The following is a 22,066-nucleotide window of genomic DNA, read 5'->3' as shown; positions in this document are numbered from 1 at the left end:
CACCTAAAAAATAGATTTAATCTATGGTGATTTGCCAATTTTAAGTATTATACAAATGTAGTCACCGGTGAGATAATTAATACAGACAATGTGGATATGAATTAAAAAACACAATATTGTGTAAAGTGCGCGCACAATTCAATGTGGTTTCTCTCGTAGGAGGCAAGAAAGGGGTTTTATCCATGTTTGAAAGTGAAATCATCGAAATGCAAGGCGAATTGGAGCAGCATTATAAGATGTTCCATGAATGCCCCGAAAAAGGATTTCATGAAGTGCGCACTGCTGCATTTATAGCGCAGGAGCTTAAGTCGTATGGATTGGATGTTAAGACTGGTGTTGGATTAACTGGTGTAGTAGGTGACCTTGACTCAGGAAAACAAGGTAAGACCTTAATGATCCGTGCTGACATGGACTGCTTGGAAATTGAGGAAAAATCTGACGTCCCTTGGAAATCAAAAAATTCGGGACTTATGCATGGCTGCGGTCATGATTCTCATGTAACGATGCTGCTGGGAGCTGCTAAAATTCTTGCAAAACACAAAGAAAGTTTTTCCGGCAAAATTCGCTTCGTTTTTCAGCCGGCTGAGGAAGGGACTCCTTCTGATGCGTGGGAACTCCTTAAACAAAATGGTTATGACACTTCCGTCCAGGGCGGCGCCCTTCAGATGATTCAAGATCATGTACTGGATGGTGTGGATGCATGTCTGGTTATGCACGTGCAGCCCTCCATCCCATTCGGCAATGTCCAGATTTCCAAAAAATACGCAGCTTCGTCCAGTGATTGGTTTACGATTGATATTTATGGAAAAGGCGGGCACGGTGCTATGCCCCATAAAGCTGTCGATCCACTTCCTGTGGCAGCTCAAATTATTAATGAACTGTATATGGTTTCGGCACGAGAGATTCCTGCTTACGAAACAAGTGCTTTTACGATTGGTGTCTGCAATACTCCAAGCGCGGTATGGAATGCTGTCTGCAATCAGGTGCATTTGGAGGGAACCTATAGAAACTTCAATAGTACGGTCAGAGAGCACATTGCTGCCCGCATGGAAGAAATAGTAAGTCATATAGCGCAGGCGGGACGCTGCAAGGGCAAGGTAGAACGACATAAATTCTATACGGCAGTCCTCAATAACGTTGACTATTCGGCACGAGTTGCTGACTATTGCCGCAATCTCCTGGGTGCTGAACACGTAGATTATACGGATGTTCCATCTATGACGAGTGAGGACTGCGGCTGCTTCCTGGAACATGTCCCGGGTGTTTATTTCTGGTTTGGCATTGGTACTGAGAAAAACCAACCTCCTCTTCACAGTCCTTATTTTCACCTTGATCCAAAGGTCTTATCCGGTGGTGTACGAATGCATGTAAATAATGCACTGCACCTCCTTGACGATCTGAATCATGGACGTTTGAAGTAGGAGGGGAATATTATGGCAGCTCAAAAAAATAATAAAGAACATAAGCCTTTGAATGCGGTAGCTCTTTTGTTTTTCATGATCATTGCCGCAGCTATCCTCACTTATATTATCCCTCCGGGAGCATACGAGCGGGTAATTGAGAATGGCCGGTCTATTGTAAATCCTAATTCGTTTTCCTTTATTGATGCTCCTCATGTAAGTTTCTATGATATCTTTCTTGCAGTACCAAGCGGTCTGATCGGCGGCGCTACAGTTATCTTCTTTGTGGCCCTCGTCGGAGGGGGAATGGGATGTATAACGAAGTCGGGTGCCCTTAATATCGGGATTGCACGGCTGATTGATTACCTCGGGTCAGAACGCGGTGACTTGATTCTCATTTTCCTATACCTTATTTTCACGCTGATGGGCGGATTCCTCGGTCTTATCGAAGGGGCCATTCCTTTCATGCCGCTGGCCATTTCTATTGCAATAGGACTTGGCTATGATGCCATAGTTGGGGTTGCTATTGCTATCGTTGGGGGAATTGCAGGGTTTGCGGCAGGACCAACCAATCCCTTTACTGTCGCAATTGCCCAGAATATTGCCGGGCTCCCTATTTATTCAGGAATTGGGCTTAGAATGATTATGTTTGTGGTCATTCCTATTACCGGATTAATTTACGTGCTGGCTTATGCGAAACGTGTAAAGAAAAATCCTGCTAAAAGTCTGGTGGCTTCTATTAATCAGGAAGGCCTTGCATTTGATGCTTCAGAATTTGAAGGGCAGTCTTTTGGCAAAAAGCATGCCATTGTTTTGCTGTCACTGGTACTCGGAATTGTGGTATATGTGTATGGTTCCATGAACTGGAAATGGAACCTTGTTAACTTGGCCGCTATTTTCGTTATGATAGGAATCATAGCGGGTATATGCAGCGGACTAGACGTCAATGGAATTACGGAAGAATTTATTAAAGGCGTATCGGGGATGACAAGTGCCTGCATGGTCATGGGTGTAGCGTACAGTGTATCCTGGATTCTTACAAAAGGGAAAATCATGGATACCATCATATACTATTTATCCAGTCCCTTGAACGGTCTTCCACAACAAGTTACCGTTATTGGTATTCTGATTGTAATCATGTTGATTAACCTCGTTATTCCTTCCGGATCAGGAAAAGCTCTGATTGTGATGCCGATTGTACTTCCAATTGCCCAAATTGTTGGAATCGAATCCCAGGTAGCTATTTTGGCCTATCAGTTTGGCGATGCATTGACCAATCTGTGTACGCCCCTATTAGGTGTTCTGATGCTTGCTCTTGGCTTTGGGAGAGTACCTTTTTCCAAGTGGGAAAAATTTATTTTACCCTTAGTTTTCATTTTCTTTGTGCAGGCGATTATCTTCCTGATGGTTGCTATGGCTATTGGTTACCGGTAAAAAGAGGGGATTTCTATGAAATTAAGTATGGCTCAGATTCAGATGACAGATGATATTAAGTCCAACGAAAAGAAAACAATGGAATTTTGTGATGCAGCCGGGGATTCCGATTTACTCTTTTTCCCTGAAATCCAATACTCGCCGTTTTTCCCTCAGTATCCTCATCGCAATGCGGAGCAATATCTGATGAAACCGGATGGTGAGGAGGTCGCGCGGCTCAGAAAAAAAGCTCAGCAGTATCATTATTACTTGTCTCCCAATCTCTATCTTCAACTGGATGACGGAAAACGGTATGATTCCTCTTTGTGGATTGATCCTGACGGGCAGCTCGTCGATATCGCCACGATGGTTCATATTTTTCGGGCGCCTGAGTTTTATGAAACCGACTACTATGCTCCTTCACGGGATGGGTTCAAGGTATTTACCACTCCCTTTGGAAAGGTTGGCATCGTAATTTGTTTTGACCGGCATTTTCCTGAAAGTGTACGCACCTGTGCAGCATTGGGCGCCGATCTGGTTATTATTCCTACGGCTAATTTAAAAAGTGAACCTCTGGCTTTGTTTCAAAGCGAAATTCAGGTACTATCCATGCAGAACAGGGTGTTTATAGCTATGTGCAATCGTGTCGGCAAAGAGGGAAATGTAGTTTTTGCGGGTGAATCCCTTGTGACCCATCCGAGCGGTGAAGTTCTCTATAAAGCAGGAGACAAGGAAGAACTGATTACCGTGTCTCTCAATTTATCTGAAGCCGGCGAATGGAAGAAAAAATATCCCTTCCTGGGACTGAGAAGACCGGAATGTTATCGGTGAAAAGTTAAAAAAGGGCTGTGAAATCATGCACACGCATGATTTCACAGCCCTTTTTTACGCCGGTCGCCGGTCGCTGGCCGCGGGTCGCTCATGGAAGAAAAATTGCCTTTCATTAAACCAAGCCGTCAGGTTTGGTATTCCTTTGGGACCTCCTTCCACGCAGTCGGAAGGAGGAGGCCACGAAGTGGCGGAAGATAGTACCAATCCAATGCTAAATGCCATAAGCAAAAGGCTAAAAGCGCCTTTTTATTTTCATAGTTTCGCTTGGCATTTCGGAAGGTAACGGCTATTATGTCGTCGTTACTTTTTAATTTGCCTGGTTTTTACGTTATAGGTCAGAGAATCCTGTTTCAGGGTTTCCTTATCCTTTTTGCAGACAACGTCTCCGATAAATTTAGCTTCTTTCGTTTCCCAGTTGAAAGTTCCCCGATTTGCTGTAATGACGGTATCGCCCTGGGTGAAACGGAGCGGCCCTGTGATTTCAGCCGAGTGACTGGCTCCGCTTACATAGGCTTCTTTTCCCGTAAAGGTAATGTCTTCCTGCACCAGTTTGATATGGCCGGAGGCACGGACATCATTGGTAAGGAACGATACAACGGCTTTATCTGCCGTAATAGTCCGATCATTGACGGCTACGGATACATTTCCCGTAAGGACGTAGCTCATGGTATCCGGATTGAATTCCTGGTGGTCATAGCGGATTTCCGGTTTTGCCGCAAAGGCGGTGCCGGCAAAAAGCATCAGTGCAGATATAAATATCAAGAGAAAATGTTTCATCGGTAAATTCCTTTCTATAAAAATAATCCTTGATATTATACCGCAATTTCAGAAAAAAGTATGTGAAAAAAGAAAATCAAAATTATTTTTGCCTTGTGCAAAAAGCTGCCTTGGAATAAGGGCACACGGATCATTCGATTTCAGACGAATGCCCTGCCGGGTACTTTTTCCCTTTTTAAAGAAGGAAACTGCACAAAAGTGTAGAATAGTATACACTAGTGAGTTGATATATGATACTGAAAAGGCTCCGTCCTGCGGGACTCCCGGCAGCGGAGGCTTTTTTAGGCGATATAGGTGAAGCGTCATGACAGATATGAAGGAACAGTACGAAAACTTCAAAGAGAAAGTTCGCCAGGCGGCGGATATTGTCAGTGTAGTTTCGGAAACGGTGGATCTCAAAAAGAAGGGAACTCGTTTCTGGGGATGCTGTCCTTTTCATAATGAAAAGACGCCTTCTTTTACAGTCAATCCGGAACGCGGCTTCTTCCACTGCTTCGGCTGCGGAGCGGGCGGCGACGTATTTACGTTTGTCATGAAACGGGATCACGTTGAATTTCCGGAGGCCCTGAAAATCCTGGCCAATAAGTATGGCATTCCTATTCCGGCTCCGGCCAAGACAGCGGAGGAAATGCGTCGGGAGAAGGAAACCAAGGCGGTTATGAATGCCAATGAACTGGCCATGCGCTTTTTCCACGCATGCCTGACAAAGACTCATTATGGGCAGCAGGGCATTGCTTACCTCGCCGGGCGCGGCATCGGCAGCGATATCATTGAGTCCTTTACGCTGGGGATGGCGCCGCCTGATTTTGAGGCGATGCATAAAGCTCTTGAAAAGCGAGGCGTTCCCGAGGCTGTACTGCTCCAGGCGGGGCTTGTCAATCAGCGCACGCACGGCAGTGGGGTGTATGATAAATTCAGGGAGCGCATCATGATTCCCATCAAGAATCCGCGCGGACACGTTGTCGGGTTTACGGGGCGTATCTTGAATAAGGATGCCTCTCCTGCCAAATACATGAATACCGGGGAGACACCCTGGTTCCATAAAGGAAAATTGCTTTTTGGACTGGATCGGGCGGCACCGTTCATCCGTAAACGGCAGCAGGCACTGATTGTGGAAGGTCATATGGATGCCATCAGCCTTCATGCAGCGGGTATACCGTGGGCCGTGGCGTCAATGGGAACTGCCTTTACGACCGATCAGGCAAGACTCCTGAAACGCCTGACACCGGAAGTGATTTTCTGTTTTGACAGCGATCAGGCCGGGCGGAATGCCGCGATGAGGGCGATTCCGTTAGGCCTCAAGGCGGGACTTTCCGTGAAGGTCATGCACGTGACCGATGGAAAGGATCCCGATGAATTCATCCGTAAAGAGGGCAGGGAAGCTTTTGAAGCACTCGTGCAGAGTGCGCTGGGCGGCATTGATTATGAAGTGCAGACGGCGCTTTCCCACTACGATATCGATACCCTGTCGGGCAAGGTGAATGCCGTAGCGGAAATCTTGCCTTTTTTCCTCGACTGCCAAAGTGATGTGGAAGTCGGGGAAAGGATCAGGGCATTAGCCCGCACACTGAATATTGATGAAGGACAGATCCAGAGCGAATACCGCAAACTTACCCACCGCGGAAACGGAAACAAGAAGCCATTTAATCCGGAGTGGCTCACTCAGAGAAAGATGAAGATCACCAATCCCACTGAACAGGCGGAGCGCTGCGTGCTGCTTGCTTTTCTGAATGGGTATCGGCCGGACGCTTCCCAGGAGGGGATTGCCCACAAGGACAGTTTTACTTCTCCGGCACGCCAGGAAATCTTCATGGCGTTCTTAAAGCGGTCACAGGAAGGGACGCTTCAGAATCCGCGGAATCTTTTTGAGGATCTTCAGGGAGATGCAGCGGCCGAGCTGACCAGGATTATGACTCTTCAGGTGGCGGAAGAGACGCTGCCGCAGGTGCTTCGGGATTGTCTCAACCGCCTGCAGATTGCGGCTCTCGAAAAGGAATATGAGAAGCACAGCAAGCAGGCTGAAAGCTATGAAAAGGATGGAAATGAAAAATTTTTAGAGGAATTGGAGCAATGTCGGCGAATAAAATCGGAGATAGAGAAATTGACGGTTCTTACGCAGAAATAGCAGAAGCAACTGTCTGCACGATGAGAAAGGAGGGAACGCCTCAATGACGGAGAAAGAGAAGAAGACGTTGGAAAAAGCTGCAGCTTCTAAGGAAACGGCTAAGAAGGCGTCCGCTGCCAAGAGTACAGCAAAGAAAACAAAAGCCAAAAAGGCGGAATCAGCAGGAAAGGGCAAAACTGCAAAAAAAGGCAAAGCGAAAACGGCTGCCGAATATCTGGCGGAGTTAGAGGCACTTGCCAAGAAAAAGAATGGCGTTCTCACCTATAAGGAAATCCAGGACCGCTTACAAAATCAAGATTCCATTTCTGTAGATGAGATGGATGAAATTTATACGAAACTGTCTGAAAAGAATATCGAAGTCATCGATGACGATTCTGAAGACGAAGAGCCGTCTCAAATTGATGAAGAAGAACTGAAAATCGATGAATCCGAACTGAATAACCTTTCCGTACCGGAAGGTGTCATTGTGGACGATCCTGTCCGCATGTACCTGAAGGAAATCGGGCGGGTGCCCCTGCTGGCCGGCGATGATGAAGTAAAGCTTGCCAAGCGTACCGATAAGGGTAATCAGGCAAAGACAATCAAGGAAGGAAAACTGCCTGAAGTAGAACATGAGCCGGTCAACAAGCGGCTGTCCCCGGAAAAGCTGCTGGATCAGATGGAAACATTGCTCTCCCAGGAAGAGGCCTGGTGCAATGAGCGCGCTGTGAATGTCGTGTACCGCCTGGTTCAGACGATTTTCCCGAAGGAAAAATCCATTGAGCTTACGCAGCTGGACAAGTACTGCAGTGCTTTTACCCAGGATGAGAAGAAACGGCTGCAGCGCCTGATGCTGGAAAACGGCTATACCCTCCTGCGTCCTTCAAAGGGCAGCGAAGAGAAGCCTGAAACCGAAGAGACCGAGGAGAACGTAACCGGCCTTGTGACACTCGCGGAACTTGATAAGGTCCTCGAAGCCAAACTGGCCGAATCTGAGAATGATGAACTGAAAAAACGTCTTGAAGCGGATGAAAAGCGTTTCAGGATTGTTCTTAACCGTGTTTCTTCCATTGGTGAAAATGCCAAGAAGTGCCTGTCGGAAGCTAACCTCAGACTGGTTGTTTCCATTGCCAAGCGTTACGTCGGACGCGGCATGCTGTTCCTGGATCTGATCCAGGAAGGTAACCTGGGCCTGATCAAGGCCGTTGAAAAGTTCGACTATAACAAAGGCTTCAAATTCAGTACGTATGCAACGTGGTGGATCCGTCAGGCTATTACGAGAGCCATTGCCGACCAGGCCCGTACGATCCGTATTCCGGTTCATATGGTAGAAACCATCAACAAGCTGGTCCGCGTTTCCCGTCAGCTGCTTCAGGAATTGGGACGGGAACCGACACCGGATGAAATTGCCAAGGAAATGGACGTGCCTGTCGAACGGGTTCGTGAAATCCAGAAGATTGCCCAGGAACCGGTCTCTTTGGAAACACCAATCGGCGAAGAAGAAGATTCCCATTTGGGCGACTTTATCGAAGACCAGGAAGCACCATCACCGGCTGACGCCGCTTCTTATACGCTGCTGCAGGAACAGCTTGGCAAGGTACTGCAGGATAATCTGAGTCCGCGTGAAAGACGTGTGCTTGAACTGCGTTTTGGCCTGATTGACGGCCGTACGCGTACCTTGGAAGAAGTGGGGCAGTACTTTGGCGTTACGCGTGAACGTATTCGTCAGATCGAAGCCAAGGCACTGCGCAAGCTGAGAAGCCCGAAACGGAGCAAACCGCTGAAGGAATTTCTTGAATAACAGAAGCGGAGAATGGTTGACGCAGAAAGAACATTTATTATATAATTTGCTAGTCGGGCCTATAGCTCAGCGGTAGAGCCACCGGCTCATAACCGGTTGGTCCTAGGTTCGAACCCTAGTGGGCCCACCATAGAAAATTTCAGGAGCTGTCACATCAGTGATGATTGTGACAGCTCCTTTTGTATTGTCCGGCAAAGACTGCAAGGAATCCATTGATCATGTTCTGCTTTTTAGCCCAAATGACTTGCCAGTTTCGCCTTTTATTGAAGTACTGCCCTAAAAAATGTTCGGGAAATATGGGGAAGATTCTCCCGGGCTTAAAAATATATTTCTATACAAGTAAGCTTTATTTACCGCGAACTGTCCATTGAAAAACCCTTTATAAAGTGCTTGACGACTTCTTTGTGATAAGTAACAATAACATAAAATCCAGCATAATCCAAAAATATTTTTTCAATGTGTACAATTTTAAAGAACTATTTTCTTAAAAATATATTACTATTCACAAATTATGAAAAATATGATAAGGTAATTCAGTAAGGTAGGAACATTTAGCAAATGAATTAAAAATAATATTCGATTTTATTCGAATTCATTTCCCTCATTTGCCGATGTTTCGGATTTCGGGTAAAAGAAAGGAGGAAGAATCCGGTTTCAGTGCGTTTTTGAATCCGGAAAGATGCAGTAGTGAACTTGGAAGGGGAAATGTACTGTTTGTAAAGAAAGGGTGGAAAGTGTATGGAGGCTGTTCCGAAGAAAAAGACCGCAATGGATCGGTTTCTTAACTTTGTCGAACGAGTCGGCAACGCATTGCCGGACCCGGCTTCACTGTTTATTATTCTTGCTGTTATTACGCTTATTTTATCCGCCGTTTTCGGGAGCATGGGCGCTTCCGCGGTTCACCCCGGCACGGGTAAGACCATTAAAGTCATTAACTTGCTGACAATAGATGGGTTCCGCCGGATTTGGAGCCAGGCTGTCAATAACTTCTCCAGTTTTGCTCCTCTTGGCATGGTGCTGGTCTGCGTGATTGGTGCCGGCCTTGCTGAACGCAGCGGCTTCCTGGCCACTTTTATGCAGGTTATCCTGGGAAAGGCTGCGCCTGCCATCGTTACTTTTGCTATCATCTTCATCGGTATCAACGGCAACGTGGCCGGTGACTCTGCTTTCGTTGTGCTGCCGCCGGTAGCCGGCGTGGTATTTCTGAGTCTGGGCCGTCATCCGCTCCTTGGCGTGTTCTGCGGTTTTGCCAGCGTCGCTGCCGGGTTCTGCGCCAACATGATGCTCGGTATGTCCGATTCCCTGGCCTACGGCTTTACGGAAGCGGCTGCCCGTCTGATTGACCCGAATTACCAGGCTTCTCCGGCTATCAACTATTACTTCATGGTGGCTTCCTGTATCGTCCTCAGCATTATCGGCACGCTTGTTACGGAAAAATTCATGGTGCCGCGTTTTGCCGGTCAGGACCTCAGCAAGTACGAACTGGATAAAGAAATCACCAATATCACTCCGGAAAAGGTTTCCGCTGTGAAAAAAGCCTGCATTGGCGCTGTGCTTACGATTATCGCCATCGGCCTGCTCTGCGTGGGCGATGACCCGATTCTGGGCGATCCGAAGACCCACTCCGTGCTGAATCCGAAATCCCCGTTCATGACGGGCATCATCCTGATGGTTACGCTGGTACTGTTCGTCCCGGGCGCTGTGTTCGGGTTTGCCAGCGGTAAGTATAAAAATGATAAAGACATGTTTGCCGATATTTCCAATGGCTTCAAGGATGTTTCTTCTTACATCCTGCTTTGCTTCTTCTGCGCACAGTTTACGAAATTCTTTGCCTGGTCGAATCTGGGCGTAGTTCTCGCCATTCACGGTGCCGAAGCACTGAAGACATGGCATTTTACCGGTATTCCTCTGATTATCGGTCTGATTTTTGTGTCCTGCATCGTCAATATCTTCATCGGTTCCGCTTCTGCCAAGTGGGCTATTCTTGCACCGGTTATGGTCCCGATGATGATGCTCCTGGGATATGATCCGGCTCTGACGCAGACGGCATATCGTATCGGCGACTCCATTACGAACCCGCTGTCCCCGTTGTTCTACTACTTCCCTCTGATTCTCGGTTATGTCAGAAAGTACGAGAAGGATGCCGGCATGGGTACGATTATTGCCAACATGATTCCGTACTCCGTCTCCTTCGCCATTGCGTGGATCATCCTGCTTTCCATCTGGGTTGTCCTGGATCTTCCGCTCGGCCCTGGTGGTCCGATTATGCTCCCGCATTGATGATTCAAACTTCATAGTGGTTTACGGGCGGCAGTGTTTTCTGAAGGAAAGCACTGCCGTACCGTTGTGTGTACAGAAATAATGAAAGGAATGAGGTTATGATCCAAGACGAAGCCTTAGCCTTGAAAGAACGCATCAGCCGGATTCGGCAGCATCTTCATGCCCATCCGGAACTGTCTTTTGAAGAGAAAGATACGACGGCTTTTATTGCAGAAGAACTGGAAAAAATGGGTATTCCCGTGTCTGCATTTCCCGACCATTACGGCCTGACGGCGGAAATCGCAGGCAAACAGCCTGGAAAAACGGTACTGCTGCGGGCAGACATTGATGCTCTTCCAATCGTGGAAAAGAGCGGTGTTCCTTTTGCTTCATCCGTACCGGGAAGAATGCACGCCTGCGGCCATGATGGTCATACGGCCATGCTCCTTGGGGCGGCTCAACTGCTCAAAGCTCATGAAGCGGAGCTTAAAGGAAAGGTTATTCTGCTTTTCCAGTCCGGGGAGGAATCGGGGCACGGTGCCAAGTGGTATGTGGATAAGGGCCTGACTCAGGGCGTGGATGCTTGTTTCGCTCTTCACGTGCAGCCTGCTGTACCGGCAGGAAAGATCTCCCTGGATCCGGGCTATCGGTCCACCTCCTGCACGGACTTTACCATCACGGTCAAAGGTACGTCGGCCCATGGTTCTACGCCGCATCTGGGACACGATGCGATTGTAGCTGCCAGTGCGGCTATTCTGAATGCCCAGACCCTGGTAAGCCGCGTCAATGATGCCCAGAATCCATTGGTTGTAACCTTTGGCAAAGTGACTGCGGGACATCAGTTCAATATCATCTGCGATGAAGTAAAGGTTGTCGGGACAATCCGCACCTATGATCATGACACTTATAAGACGATGCCGCAGAAGCTGCTGAAATTGTTCCAGCAAACGGCAGAAGTTTATGGCTGTACGGCTGATATGGATATCATGACCGATGAACCCATGTGCTGCAACAGCGATGAAGCACTGCTTGCTGCGGCACGCGGCGCTGCACAGAAGCTCTGGGGAAATGATGTGCTGTATGCGATGTCCTCCATGATGGGATCTGAAGACTTTGCCTTCTTTATGGAGAAAGTTCCCGGTGTTCTGGGATTCCTTGGCGTGGGAGATGCCAATCATACGGCGCCGCTCCATTCCGATCATTTTGCCATGGATGACGGAATCCTTTATAAAGGGGCCGGACTTTATGCCCAGTTTGCCCTCGATGTATCAGGAAAGGAGGCGTGAGCGATGCTGGATATCAAAGCAGAAGCATTGTCACTCAAAGACTATATCCTGACTCAGCGTCATTATCTGCATGCGCATCCTGAACTGGGCCGCTGCGAAGTCAATACGACGGCCCACATCGTGGAGGAACTGAAAAAGCTCGGCATTGAGGTGCAGACATTTAAGGATATTACGGGCTGCGTAGGAATCATCAAAGGCGGATATCCGGGAAAGACGGTGATGCTCCGTGCCGATATTGACGCGCTTCCTATTACGGAACATCCGAATGGGAGGACTTACGCTTCCACAACGGTAGGTGTCATGCACGCCTGCGGTCATGACGCGCACACCGCAATGCTGCTCGGGGCTGCCCATATCCTGGCGGCACATCGTAAAGAGCTGCACGGCACGGTCAAATTGCTCTTTCAGATGGGTGAAGAAATCGGCACCGAATCACGCCATTATGTAGAAAGAGGTGCTCTGGATGATGTGGATGCTATCTTCGGACAGCATGTCTGGAACCTCCTGGAACATGGTACGGCGAACCTGGAAGATGGGGAACGTATGGCCTGCAGCGACCGCTTCACCATTACGATTCACGGCAAGGCAGCGCATGGCAGTGCCCCTCAGGAAGGCCGGGACTCCATTGTGGCAGCGGCTGCGGTCGTCATGGCCCTTCAGACACTGGTGAGCCGCCGGAACGACCCGAAGAACACCTTTGTCCTGACAGTGGGTATGATGAACGGCGGTACGGCGAGCAACGTCATTGCGGATAAGACGGAGCTTGTGGGTACCACACGGACCTTTAATAAGGAATTCCGGAAAACGCTGCCGGAGCAGATCAAGAATGTTGCAGACGGGGTTTGCGCGGCCTATGGCTGCACGGCGGACTGCACTTATTTCTTTGGCCCGGCGCCGCTTATCAATGACCATCATGAACTCAATGAAATCGCCCGCGCAGGGTATCGGGCTATGCTGGGTGACAAGGCGCTCGTGCCGATGGCAAAACAGATGGGCGCAGAGGACTTTTCCGTATACATGGAAAAAACACCGGGCGTCTTCGGGTTCCTTGGGTCCAGAAATGAGGCAAAGGGGCTTACGAGCCCTCACCATCACCCGGATTTTGAGCCGGATGAAGACGTGCTGCCTTATGGGGCCGGTGTGTACGCCTACTTTGCTATTCATTTTTTAAATGGAAATTAAAAATAAAGACGGATTTTTGCATAACAAGAACTAAAAGTGACATATTTGTTACATAATGTATAATTAATCATTCTAAGAGCAGCGAATAAGCTGCTCTTTTTTTGATGGCTTTTTAAAATAAGAAAAAAATAATGAGAAAATCCGAGATTAAAGCACAAAAATGAAGAAATATTGTGCCTGAGAGAGACAAATTTTCAGATTTCTTGTTGCGGCAGAATCCATTCTGGAGTAAAATGATTGCATATTTATTTATTATCTTGATCGCATTCAAATGGTGGGAGGGCTTATGAACGAAAATCAACAGAAAATAAAACAATATCTGGACGAACATAAGGAAGAAATGATGGAGTTCTGGAAGAATCTTGTCAACTTCCAGGCTGGCAGCAAAGAAGGCCAAAGAATTGCCGAACTGATGCAGAAGGTCAGCGACCGCTTCCGGAAAGAGGGATTTGAAAGCGAGCTGCTGCCGACGGGGTGTCCCATTCCCATGCTGCGCGCATACAAAGGAAAAGAACGTTCCGGGAAACCGATCCTGTTCTGCGGTCATCTTGATACCGTATTTCCAAATGGTTCGTATCCTGAGAATCCTTTTTATGAGAAAGACGGCAAGGTTTACGGACCCGGTACCTGCGATATGAAGGGCGGCGTAGTATCGCTGCTGTATACGATTAAAGCCTTGGAGGCGCTGGGGTATGACCGTCATTCGTTTAAAGTAGTCCTCGTCGGCGATGAGGAAACGACGCACGTCGGTTCCCGGGCAGCTGATATGCTGGCAGAAGAGGCGGAAGGATGCCTCTGCGCATTTAACATGGAAACAGGCCGGACGACTCACCAGATTGTCATTGCCCGCAAAGGATGCATGGACGTCTGGATTACGACTCACGGTAAAGCCGGCCACGTTGGCAATGAGTTTACAAAATGTGCCAATGCGGTGGAAGCGATGGCCGGCATCATCACCAAGCTCCGGGCTTTGACCGATTTGAAAGAGGGACGCACCGTCAGTACCGACGTCATTGCAGGCGGGACCGCTTCTAATGTGGTGCCGGATAAATGCCGCATCGAAGTGGACTGCCGTGTTGATAAGAACAGCGATCTTGATCTTCTGAAGGAACAAATCACTGCTATCTGCCGGCAGACTGATGTCCCAGGTACAACGGCAGAAGTCGAGTTCCCGTCGAGCATGCCGGTCTTTGAAAAGAGTGAGGGCACGATGAAACTCCTGGCACTCTATAACGAGGCTGCCGGGACGTACGGCATTGCTCCGTATGAACCGCTGCATCCGGGCGGATGCTCCGATGCTTCGTTCCTTGCCAAAGCGAATATCCCGATTCTCGATTCGCTGGGGCCGGAAGGGGAAAAGGAACATACACTTCAGGAATTTGCTTATGTAGATACGTTATTCACGCGGACGGCTGTTCTGGTCAGCACCATTATGCAGCTTGATTAAGCAGAAAAATTAAAGGAGAAGGGAAAGAAGATTATGACTGAGGAAAAGAAGCCACAAGAGACACCGGAATTGACAAAGCCGGTCAACAAGAAGGTTCGGGTGCCGAGCCCTATGATGATTATTGCGCTTATCCTGGTAGTCAGCGCAATTGCCACGTATATTTGCCCGGCCGGGGTATTTGACCGGGTTAAGGATGCGGCGAGCGGCCGTATGGTCGTAGATCCGACATCGTTCCATTTCATTGCCCAGAAACCGACTACGTTCCTGAAATTCTTTATGGCGATTCCGAAAGGCATCGAGGGCGCAGCTGACATCGTTGGCTTCCTGATGCTCATCGGCGGCACGCTGCACGTCATGGCTGCCACGGGTTCCATCAATGCCTTTATGGCCTATATGGTAAAGAAGATGCAGGGTCATGAAACGCTGATTGTTCCTGTCCTGCTTCCGATTTTCACCTGCCTCAGCGCGTTTGCAGGCTGCAGTGAAGAGTACATTGCCTTTGTACCGCTCATGATTTCTGTCTGCTATGCCCTGGGATTTGATTCGATTACGGCTGTAGGCTTGTTCCTTTTTGCCGTTGGTGCAGGCTACGGCGCCGGCGTAACGAACCCGTTTACGGTCGGTGTTGCCCAGAGTATTTCCGGACTGCCGCTTTTCTCCGGCGTGGAAATCCGTATGGTTATGCTTGTTGCACTTATTGTGGTAACGACGGTTCCACTGTATCTGTATGCCAAGATGGTCAAGAAGCATCCGGAAAAGAGCTTTATGTATGATTACGATCAGATTTACAAAGAAAAACTCAATCTGGATGAAGCCGAAGGCATTAACACTGAAATGACGAAGACGCACAGCCTGATTCTGGGCGGTTTCGTGGTAACTATTATCGGTATTCTCGTCGGCGTCCTGAAGTTTAGTTTCTACATGGATGAAATTGCTGCCCTGTTCCTGATGATGACGGCTTATACCGGCATTGTAGCTAAGATGAGCCCTAACGATGTAGCAGATAACTTCATCGAAGGCGTCAAGGACATGGCACTGCCCTGCATGATGGTCGGCATGTGCAAAGGCGTGACGGTGCTTTTGGGCGACGGCCACATCCTGGATACCATCATTTATTATCTGGCTGGTGCACTGAATAATGTACCTACCTCTCTCCTGGTGTGCTCCCCGTCAAGCGGAGACTAAAACATTTCAAAATCCTGCTTAAAAATGTATCATTTCTTACATATTCTTAAACAGCACTGGCATAGAAATTGTGGAACGCCATCGGGGACATTCTCATCAGTTTACGTTGAGTTCTCTTTGTATTGTAATATAGAATGTAATCCCGGATATCCCACTCCAGTTCTTCGATACTGTAGTATGTATGCATATAGATTCTTTCCCGCTTTAACATTCCCCAGAACCCTTCCATTGGGGCATTATCAAGGCATCTGCCGGTTCTGGACATACTTCTTGTTAAGTTGTACTGTTCTGCCATTTCCAGATATTCATTGCTTGTATATTGAAAACCCTGGTCTGTATGGACCAATGGATGTGCATTGGGATTCTGTTTGAAGGCTTTCCTGAAAGTCTCCATAACAAGAGGTGTATCATTACGGTCACTCATCGCATAGGATACAATTCTATGGTCATATAGATCTAAAATCGCGCTTAAATAGAGATGTTTAACAATATAAGTTCCACTGACAGGGCCTGGAATGTTAAGCCGGAATTCGGATACATCTGTCACCCACTTCTGGTCAGGCATGTCTGCATGGAATTTCCTGTTCAGTACGTTCTCTGCTTTGCGTGGACTGTTCTTGCCTACACGGCTATGGGTGCAGCCTTTTGGTCTCCATTTAATCTGGGAATGAATATGCAGCTTACGAAAAAGACGGTAACACCGTTTATCAGAGATATCGATGTTGCATTCTTCCCTTAATTTATCAGCCATCATGCGGTATCCCGCTTCAGGATATTTAATATGAAGCCTGAGAATATGGCAGCAGATCCCCTTGTTTATGAGCTCATTCAGGCTAAGGGGCGTCTTGCGCCAGCTATAGTAGGCAGAGGGGGAAACGTGCAGGATAGCACAACACTTTTGCACGGAAGCCCCATTTTCCTCGCAAACCTCTTGAATCGCTTCATACTGCTTACGATTACGAGTCAACGAAAGCGATTCCTTTTCGTCAACTCGTCCAGTTTTTTTAGAAGCAAAATCTCCAATTCGAGATCCTTGACTTTTTGTCTCAGGCGCACCAGTTCCTCATCTTTTGTTTCCTTGTGGGAAGGATCCATCGGCTTCTTCTTGGGTCTACCCTGATGGTTGGCCAGTCCTGAATTCCCGTCCTTTTCGTAGCGTTTAACCCAGTTGTAGACCTGACGATAGGAATAACCGTATTTTTCGGCTACAGAACGGTAATCACGGTTGGATTCCAGACATTCCTTGACGATTTTGCAGCGTTCTTCAAGGGTACTTGCCTTACCTTTCATGGATTTATCACATCTCTCTTGATAAGCGTAAGAATCTAATTCTCCATGAATATTATAATGCTTAACCCAGTCTGCAAGAACCCTGGGGGAACGGATCTTGTATTTCTTACAGATTTGAATGTAGCTGCCTTTACCATTCAGATAATCCTTAACGGCATTTTCCATAAGGGAAAGGGGATAGGTTTTCTTTCCCTTTTTCGGGGAAAAGGCTTCTGCACCCTCGTTCTTGTAATTCATTACCCAAACAGAAACGTTCTGCCGCCGGATACCAAGCTTTTTAGCCACTTGGTAGGTGTTGGATCTGTGTTCAAGGATATCTTTGACAGCGTTAAGTTTAATCTCAGGAGAGATGAATTTATTATTGCTCTTTACCATGACATGCCTCCTTAAAACATTGACATAATTTTTTTCTCCGTCTTAAGGGGAGCATATCACTCCTGGGTATCGGCATGTTCATCGTACAGGATATCTTCAACCTCGTTGTACCTTCCGGTTCCGGTCAGGCTGCCATCACGATGCCAATCATGGCACCGCTGGCTGACCTTATCGGTATTACTCGTCAGACTGCCGTTCTTGCCTTCCAGATGGGCGATGCCTTCACCAACAGCATTACCCCTGCCAGCGGTACGACGATGACGATCCTGAGTATTGCCGGCATTCCTCTGAAGAGATGGTGGAAACTCGCTTTCCCGATGCTGGGAATTTGGTGGATCGTTGCCTTCGTGGTACTGTTCTACGCAACGGCTGTCAGACTTGGGCCGTTCTGATGCCGGATTGACTGTCACAACTTGATATTGATTTGCAAAAGGGCTGTGAAGAAATAAATTCATCTTTCACAGCCCTTTTTTGTTTTCTCTGTTTCTGCTCATATCCGCAAGATTTGTACAAGTGTCTCTTTACAATGGAAACAGAGGGATGTGTAAGAAGACATGGGAATAAACAGATTAAAAAGTACACTGTAAAAGGACTCGAACGTCCACAGATAAAAGACAATACATGCTGTTTTACCTCTAAAAATACTTGGATCCTGCGCTGCTATTAAAGTTTTTCATCCTTTATTTTAAAGAATTTCTTGTCTGATTATATGGTCTGTAATACACAAAATAGTCAGATTTTCTGCGAAAAATTAGCACACATTCTTTCATTTCGAACGTTCGGAAAACGAAAGAAACAAGAATGTATTAATTTGTCTCTGTACAATAGACAAAATTTATTCGACTTCATTTTTTGTCTTTGACACGAGAACATTCCTTGCTATAATAAATATAACGAATTTGTGATATGCACTATAGCAAGGAGGTTAATCTCATGAGCAGCAACGAAAACAATAAAAGCAAAGCTATGACGTGGCAGGCTCTTTGTCTGATGGCTTATACCGTAGTCTGGGGCTTTGGCAATACGGTCAATGGCTTTGCTAACCAGGGACTGAAAGTTATTGTTTCCTGGATGATTCTTTTCCTTTTCTATTTTATTCCTTACAACCTGATGGTCGGCGAAATGGGTGCTACTTTCGGCAGCGGTGCCGGCGGTGTCAGCTCCTGGATTAAACGGACCTGTTCTTCCAAGCTGGCTTTCTTTGCCGGTTGGACTTTCTGGGTGGTCAATATTCCTTATCTTGCTCAAAAACCTCAGAATATCCTGATTGCCCTGGGTTGGGCTGTGTTCCAGAATGATCAGCTGACGCGCATGATTTCGCCGCTGACGCTGCAGCTCATCAGTCTCGGTATTTTCCTTTTCTTCATGTGGTATGCGGCTCAGGGTGTCAATGCCCTGAAACGGATTGGTTCCATCGCAGGATCCTTCATGTTTGTCATGTCCATCCTTTACGTGCTGCTCGTATTGGCCGCTCCGTACATTACCGAAGCGCAGACTTTCTCTTATAATTTTGATCTTGAAACGTTCATGCCGAACTTCAACTTCGAGTACATGACGACCTTGAGCATTCTGGTCTTCGCCGTCGGCGGCTGCGAAAGAATTGCTCCATATGTAGCAAACCTGAAACAACCGGACAAGGAATTCCCGAAAGCAATGATCTTCATGACCATCATGGTAGCTATCACGGCAGTGCTCGGTACCTTTGCCATGGGTCTGATGTTTGATCCGAATAACATTCCTAAGGACCTGATGATGAACGGCGCTTACTACTGCTTTGCTAAACTGGGTGCTTACTACGGCGTCGGCAAGGCATTTGTCATCCTGTATGCAATCTGCGCCGGATTGGGACAGGCTGCAACGCTTGCTATTTCCATCGATGCACCGATTAAATTCCTGCTCAGCGATGTGGATCCGAAGTTTGTTCCGAGTTCTTTCACGAAAATCAATGAAAAGGGTGTGCCTGTCAATGGCTACAAACTGACCGGTGCCCTGGTCAGCATCCTGATTATCGTACCGGCCCTTGGTATCGGTGATATGACGACGCTGTACATCTGGCTGCTTCGCTTAAACGCAATCTGCATGCCGATGGCTTATCTGTGGGTGTTCTTCGCTTACATCGCTCTGAAGCGCAGCCCGGAACATTTTGAATCTGCTTATCATCTGACAAAGAACAAAGCTTTTGGCGCTTTCATCGGTCTTTGGTGTTTTGCCATCACAGCTTACGCTTCCGTCATGGGAATGGTGCCTTACGGTGTGGAAGCTTACAGCAGCACCTGGTGGTTCCAAGTAACCATGAACGTGATTACGCCGGTCATCCTGCTGGGTATCGGCCTGGTTTTCCCGGTTCTTGCCCGCAGGGAACGTGCAAAACTGGCTCAGGCAGAGTAAGTTTTTAGAGCTTGATATTGAAAATGGAGTTGTGAAGAAATAAATCATTCTTCACAGCTCCATTTTTTGTAATTAGTGGGTCTCTTATACTTTTTTCTTATTTTTCACCCACGCTTAAAAAAGAACATGATACAATAATAGAATCTGTAATGCAGAGGACTGCAAAAGCAAGAGAAAGGACGTGACGGTATTTATTTCTTGCTTGATTTTCTTTTGATTGTCAGTGAGTCACTATGAGCTGTTCCGAAGGGGCTCTTTCTAATGAAGGAGCCTTTTCGAAAGGAGAATGACATTGTTCAGTGTGTTTTACGCGTCCCTTCAGCAGGACGCAAAGTTATTTTTATTTTTCCCAATTCTGTGCGCGATTTTTCGTGCTATTTTTATCCGTACGTACTGCCCGTATCCTTCCCTCAAAGGGAAGGGAGCCGTCGTATTTCACTGTTTTCGCTATGGCTTCTGGTGGGGCATGGACTTTAATGCCTATGTCTTTTTGATTCCTCTCGTCCTGGTATCGCTGCCCGGTGCATTTTTTCCGGCATATGCGGCCATGGGCGACACGCTGCGGCTGATTGGCGGAATGCTTTACGCACTGGTACTTTATCTCGCCTTTGCCGGCAAGATGATTTTTTACTTTCATTTTCATGACATCTATAACCAGATCTTAAAATTGGGTGCCAACGCGGAAAAGCATAATCTGGCCGATATTTTCTTCCATCAAAACCACGGCGCGCTGGTCCTTTTGGGAATTATTCCCTATGAGATCTTCTGCTGGGCAGCCATCCGGGGGCTGCTGTCCCTGCCGAGCCTGCCTTATCCGGAAATTTCCTCCACTGTGCTGCGCTATGCTTTTAACACGGTGATTTTCCTTGGCTGCATTGCCGCCTTTTACTGGTTCCGGTACGGCGGAACCTTTATGCATGATGACAAACCGGAGTGGGATACGATTCCGAGCCTCGTAAAAAAGGACATCTTTTTTGCCAAGGCAACCGTGGACGATCTGGTGGCGCTGGAACAGGTCATGAAACATGACTTGAATGAGGCTTATCAGCACACGGATGAAGAGGATCTGGAGGCTATTGCACCGCTTACTACGGTAAAGACGCCGCTTACAGAACTGCCGAATCCGGCTTTCGCTTTTCTCCGTACCGCTTCCGGCCCCCGCATCACCAAACCAAAGCATATTTTTCTTTTTGTCGGGGAAACCTATCTGCAGCAGTTCTTTGACCCGGAATTCGCCTCTTTGAATCTGGTATCGGGAGGGCGCTGGCTCAAGGAAGACGCACACACTGCAGCTGTGACAAGCGCATTGTCCGCTGGTATTATTTCCCGGCCTTCCATTGTCAGTCTCATGAGTGGCATCTTTGACGCCGGTCTGGAACTTAACGAAAAGGAATCGTTCTGGAAGAATAAGCTTCCGACGGCACTGCCGCGGCAGCTGGCCAAAATGGGGTACCACTCCACTTACTGGTACGGCGGGAATGTGACGTACGGCAACTTTAACCAGTTTGCTCCGTCCTGCGGCTTTGATGAAGTGGAAACGGCTACTGATTTCTGCGGCCCCGACGCGCCCAAAACGTGGGTAGGCGTATACGATAATGTATTTCTTGAAAAAGCCGCCGAGATGATTCTCAAAGGGGATAAGGAGCGTGGACCTTATCAGTTCCATTTCCTCTATACGACGAGTTATCACGGACCTTTCAAGATTCCTCTGGCTCATTATGGATATGACACGGAAAAAGTCATGCCGGACGCACCGGAAGATATCAAACGGAACAAGGCTATCCAAAAGAATCTGGGAACGTTCTGGTTCTCCGATCAGGCCGTCGGCAAGTTCCTGAAGACAATGAAGGAAGCCTTCCCGGACAGTCTCTTTGTGATAACGGGGGACCATTCCTACGATATGAGCGCGATACTGAGCCATACGTCACTGATGCAGCGGGAATGCAATTTACGGGAACGTCATTCTCCGGTACTCTTTATGAACCATCCTGAAATTGATCAGTCTATTTTTGCAGGCAACACGATTGGCGGACATATGAATATTGCACCGACCATCTTTGAATTGATTGCACCGAAAGGATTCCGGTATTACGCAATCAACGGCTCTTTACTGGAGCCGATTGACCACGTCGTGTCGCCGTATCACTGGCTGACCAGGGATGCTTACGGCACTTATGAAAATGATTTCTATCAGCCGCTCGGTCCTGCTTTCGGACCGGACGCTCTCAAAGAAGGGGAGCCTCCCTTCCAGAATGAGCGTAACGGATATATGGATTTGACCGGTTATCTTGTCCGGCATCCGGAGCTGCTGGGAAAGGAGGCATGAAC

15 protein-coding genes, 1 tRNA gene and 2 pseudogenes are annotated in these 22,066 nt (G+C 47.7%); 15 read left to right on the top strand and 3 right to left on the bottom strand.

The features are described from left to right. Positions 1 to 182 precede the first annotated feature (182 nt). Genes LKE33_00685 through LKE33_00675 form a run of 3 tightly spaced genes read left to right on the top strand, consistent with a single transcriptional unit; the run spans position 183 to position 3,644 of the window. The gene (locus LKE33_00685; protein ID MCH3949449.1) at positions 183 to 1,421 is read left to right on the top strand and encodes an amidohydrolase; all 1,239 of its coding nucleotides are present in this window, start codon (positions 183 to 185) and stop codon (positions 1,419 to 1,421) included. Between the two features lie 12 nt (positions 1,422 to 1,433). After that, positions 1,434 to 2,834: an AbgT family transporter gene (locus LKE33_00680; GenBank protein MCH3949448.1), complete on the top strand. Its 1,401-nt coding sequence runs from the start codon at positions 1,434 to 1,436 to the stop codon at positions 2,832 to 2,834. Between the two features lie 15 nt (positions 2,835 to 2,849). Next, positions 2,850 to 3,644, top strand: a complete 795-nt coding sequence (locus tag LKE33_00675; GenBank protein ID MCH3949447.1) for a carbon-nitrogen hydrolase family protein — start codon at positions 2,850 to 2,852, stop codon at positions 3,642 to 3,644. 300 nt (positions 3,645 to 3,944) lie between these two features. Here the strand turns inward: LKE33_00675 and LKE33_00670 are convergent, their stop codons facing one another. After that, positions 3,945 to 4,421 carry an organic solvent tolerance protein OstA gene (locus LKE33_00670; GenBank protein ID MCH3949446.1) on the bottom strand — a complete coding sequence of 159 codons (477 nt, stop codon included), beginning with the start codon at positions 4,419 to 4,421 and terminating at the stop codon, positions 3,945 to 3,947. A 304-nt stretch (positions 4,422 to 4,725) separates the two neighbouring features. Between LKE33_00670 and dnaG the strand changes: the two genes are divergently transcribed. The 9 genes and pseudogenes from dnaG to LKE33_00625 all read left to right on the top strand — a co-directional run bounded on the left by dnaG (position 4,726) and on the right by LKE33_00625 (position 15,685). Next, a complete protein-coding gene (dnaG, locus tag LKE33_00665; protein MCH3949445.1) occupies positions 4,726 to 6,546 on the top strand; it encodes a DNA primase in 1,821 nt (606 codons plus the stop codon). 43 nt (positions 6,547 to 6,589) lie between these two features. After that, positions 6,590 to 7,072 (top strand): annotated as a pseudogene (locus LKE33_00660) (RNA polymerase sigma factor RpoD). Positions 7,073 to 7,411: 339 nt separating this feature from the next. Next, positions 7,412 to 8,326, top strand: a pseudogene (gene rpoD, locus LKE33_00655) (RNA polymerase sigma factor RpoD). Positions 8,327 to 8,381: 55 nt separating this feature from the next. Next, a tRNA-Ile gene (locus LKE33_00650) sits at positions 8,382 to 8,456 on the top strand. Between the two features lie 608 nt (positions 8,457 to 9,064). Beyond that, the gene (locus LKE33_00645; GenBank protein MCH3949444.1) at positions 9,065 to 10,606 is read left to right on the top strand and encodes an AbgT family transporter; all 1,542 of its coding nucleotides are present in this window, start codon (positions 9,065 to 9,067) and stop codon (positions 10,604 to 10,606) included. 98 nt (positions 10,607 to 10,704) lie between these two features. Then, complete coding sequence (locus LKE33_00640; GenBank protein MCH3949443.1) at positions 10,705 to 11,871, top strand: amidohydrolase; 1,167 nt, start codon at positions 10,705 to 10,707, stop codon at positions 11,869 to 11,871. A 3-nt stretch (positions 11,872 to 11,874) separates the two neighbouring features. Beyond that, positions 11,875 to 13,053, top strand: a complete 1,179-nt coding sequence (locus LKE33_00635) for an amidohydrolase (GenBank protein ID MCH3949442.1) — start codon at positions 11,875 to 11,877, stop codon at positions 13,051 to 13,053. Between the two features lie 286 nt (positions 13,054 to 13,339). Beyond that, entirely contained in the window at positions 13,340 to 14,500 is a 1,161-nt protein-coding gene (locus LKE33_00630; GenBank protein MCH3949441.1) for a M20 family metallopeptidase, read from the top strand. A 33-nt stretch (positions 14,501 to 14,533) separates the two neighbouring features. Beyond that, the gene (locus tag LKE33_00625; GenBank protein ID MCH3949440.1) at positions 14,534 to 15,685 is read left to right on the top strand and encodes a C4-dicarboxylate ABC transporter permease; all 1,152 of its coding nucleotides are present in this window, start codon (positions 14,534 to 14,536) and stop codon (positions 15,683 to 15,685) included. Positions 15,686 to 15,731: 46 nt separating this feature from the next. Here LKE33_00625 and LKE33_00620 read toward each other — a convergent pair whose 3' ends face one another. Further along, on the bottom strand, positions 15,732 to 16,652 hold the full coding sequence (locus tag LKE33_00620; protein ID MCH3949439.1) for an IS3 family transposase: 921 nt from the start codon (positions 16,650 to 16,652) through the stop codon (positions 15,732 to 15,734). Further along, positions 16,649 to 17,350, bottom strand: coding sequence for a transposase (locus LKE33_00615; GenBank protein MCH3949438.1), 702 nt, complete (start codon positions 17,348 to 17,350; stop codon positions 16,649 to 16,651). Before LKE33_00615 ends, LKE33_00620 begins: the two co-directional genes overlap by 4 nt. A gap of 74 nt (positions 17,351 to 17,424) precedes the next feature. On the opposite strand from LKE33_00615, the gene LKE33_00610 reads away from it, so the two are divergent. The 3 genes from LKE33_00610 (at position 17,425) to LKE33_00600 (ending at position 22,064) form a co-directional block, all read left to right on the top strand. Beyond that, positions 17,425 to 17,742: a TIGR00366 family protein gene (locus LKE33_00610; protein MCH3949437.1), complete on the top strand. Its 318-nt coding sequence runs from the start codon at positions 17,425 to 17,427 to the stop codon at positions 17,740 to 17,742. A 541-nt stretch (positions 17,743 to 18,283) separates the two neighbouring features. Beyond that, a complete protein-coding gene (locus LKE33_00605) occupies positions 18,284 to 19,738 on the top strand; it encodes an amino acid permease (protein ID MCH3949436.1) in 1,455 nt (484 codons plus the stop codon). Between the two features lie 286 nt (positions 19,739 to 20,024). Continuing rightward, positions 20,025 to 22,064, top strand: coding sequence for a sulfatase-like hydrolase/transferase (locus LKE33_00600; protein ID MCH3949435.1), 2,040 nt, complete (start codon positions 20,025 to 20,027; stop codon positions 22,062 to 22,064). Positions 22,065 to 22,066 lie beyond the last annotated feature (2 nt).

The sequence above is a fragment of the Acidaminococcus sp. genome, from assembly GCA_022482815.1.
Classification (GTDB): Bacteria; Bacillota; Negativicutes; order Acidaminococcales; family Acidaminococcaceae; genus Acidaminococcus.
The sequence above is the reverse complement of the archived record's forward strand: the minus strand, read 5'-3'. Positions and strand labels throughout refer to the sequence as shown.

Coding starts and splice junctions, on each gene's coding strand:
- LKE33_00605 (MCH3949436.1), top strand. CDS start 18,284: ATGAGCAGCAACGAAAACAATAAAAGCAAAGCTATGACGTGGCAGGCT.
- LKE33_00615 (MCH3949438.1), bottom strand. CDS start 17,350: ATGGTAAAGAGCAATAATAAATTCATCTCTCCTGAGATTAAACTTAAC.
- LKE33_00640 (MCH3949443.1), top strand. CDS start 10,705: ATGATCCAAGACGAAGCCTTAGCCTTGAAAGAACGCATCAGCCGGATT.
- LKE33_00610 (MCH3949437.1), top strand. CDS start 17,425: ATGTTCATCGTACAGGATATCTTCAACCTCGTTGTACCTTCCGGTTCC.
- LKE33_00600 (MCH3949435.1), top strand. CDS start 20,025: ATGACATTGTTCAGTGTGTTTTACGCGTCCCTTCAGCAGGACGCAAAG.
- LKE33_00675 (MCH3949447.1), top strand. CDS start 2,850: ATGAAATTAAGTATGGCTCAGATTCAGATGACAGATGATATTAAGTCC.
- LKE33_00685 (MCH3949449.1), top strand. CDS start 183: ATGTTTGAAAGTGAAATCATCGAAATGCAAGGCGAATTGGAGCAGCAT.
- LKE33_00635 (MCH3949442.1), top strand. CDS start 11,875: ATGCTGGATATCAAAGCAGAAGCATTGTCACTCAAAGACTATATCCTG.
- LKE33_00645 (MCH3949444.1), top strand. CDS start 9,065: ATGGAGGCTGTTCCGAAGAAAAAGACCGCAATGGATCGGTTTCTTAAC.
- dnaG (MCH3949445.1), top strand. CDS start 4,726: ATGACAGATATGAAGGAACAGTACGAAAACTTCAAAGAGAAAGTTCGC.
- LKE33_00630 (MCH3949441.1), top strand. CDS start 13,340: ATGAACGAAAATCAACAGAAAATAAAACAATATCTGGACGAACATAAG.
- LKE33_00625 (MCH3949440.1), top strand. CDS start 14,534: ATGACTGAGGAAAAGAAGCCACAAGAGACACCGGAATTGACAAAGCCG.
- LKE33_00670 (MCH3949446.1), bottom strand. CDS start 4,421: ATGAAACATTTTCTCTTGATATTTATATCTGCACTGATGCTTTTTGCC.
- LKE33_00680 (MCH3949448.1), top strand. CDS start 1,434: ATGGCAGCTCAAAAAAATAATAAAGAACATAAGCCTTTGAATGCGGTA.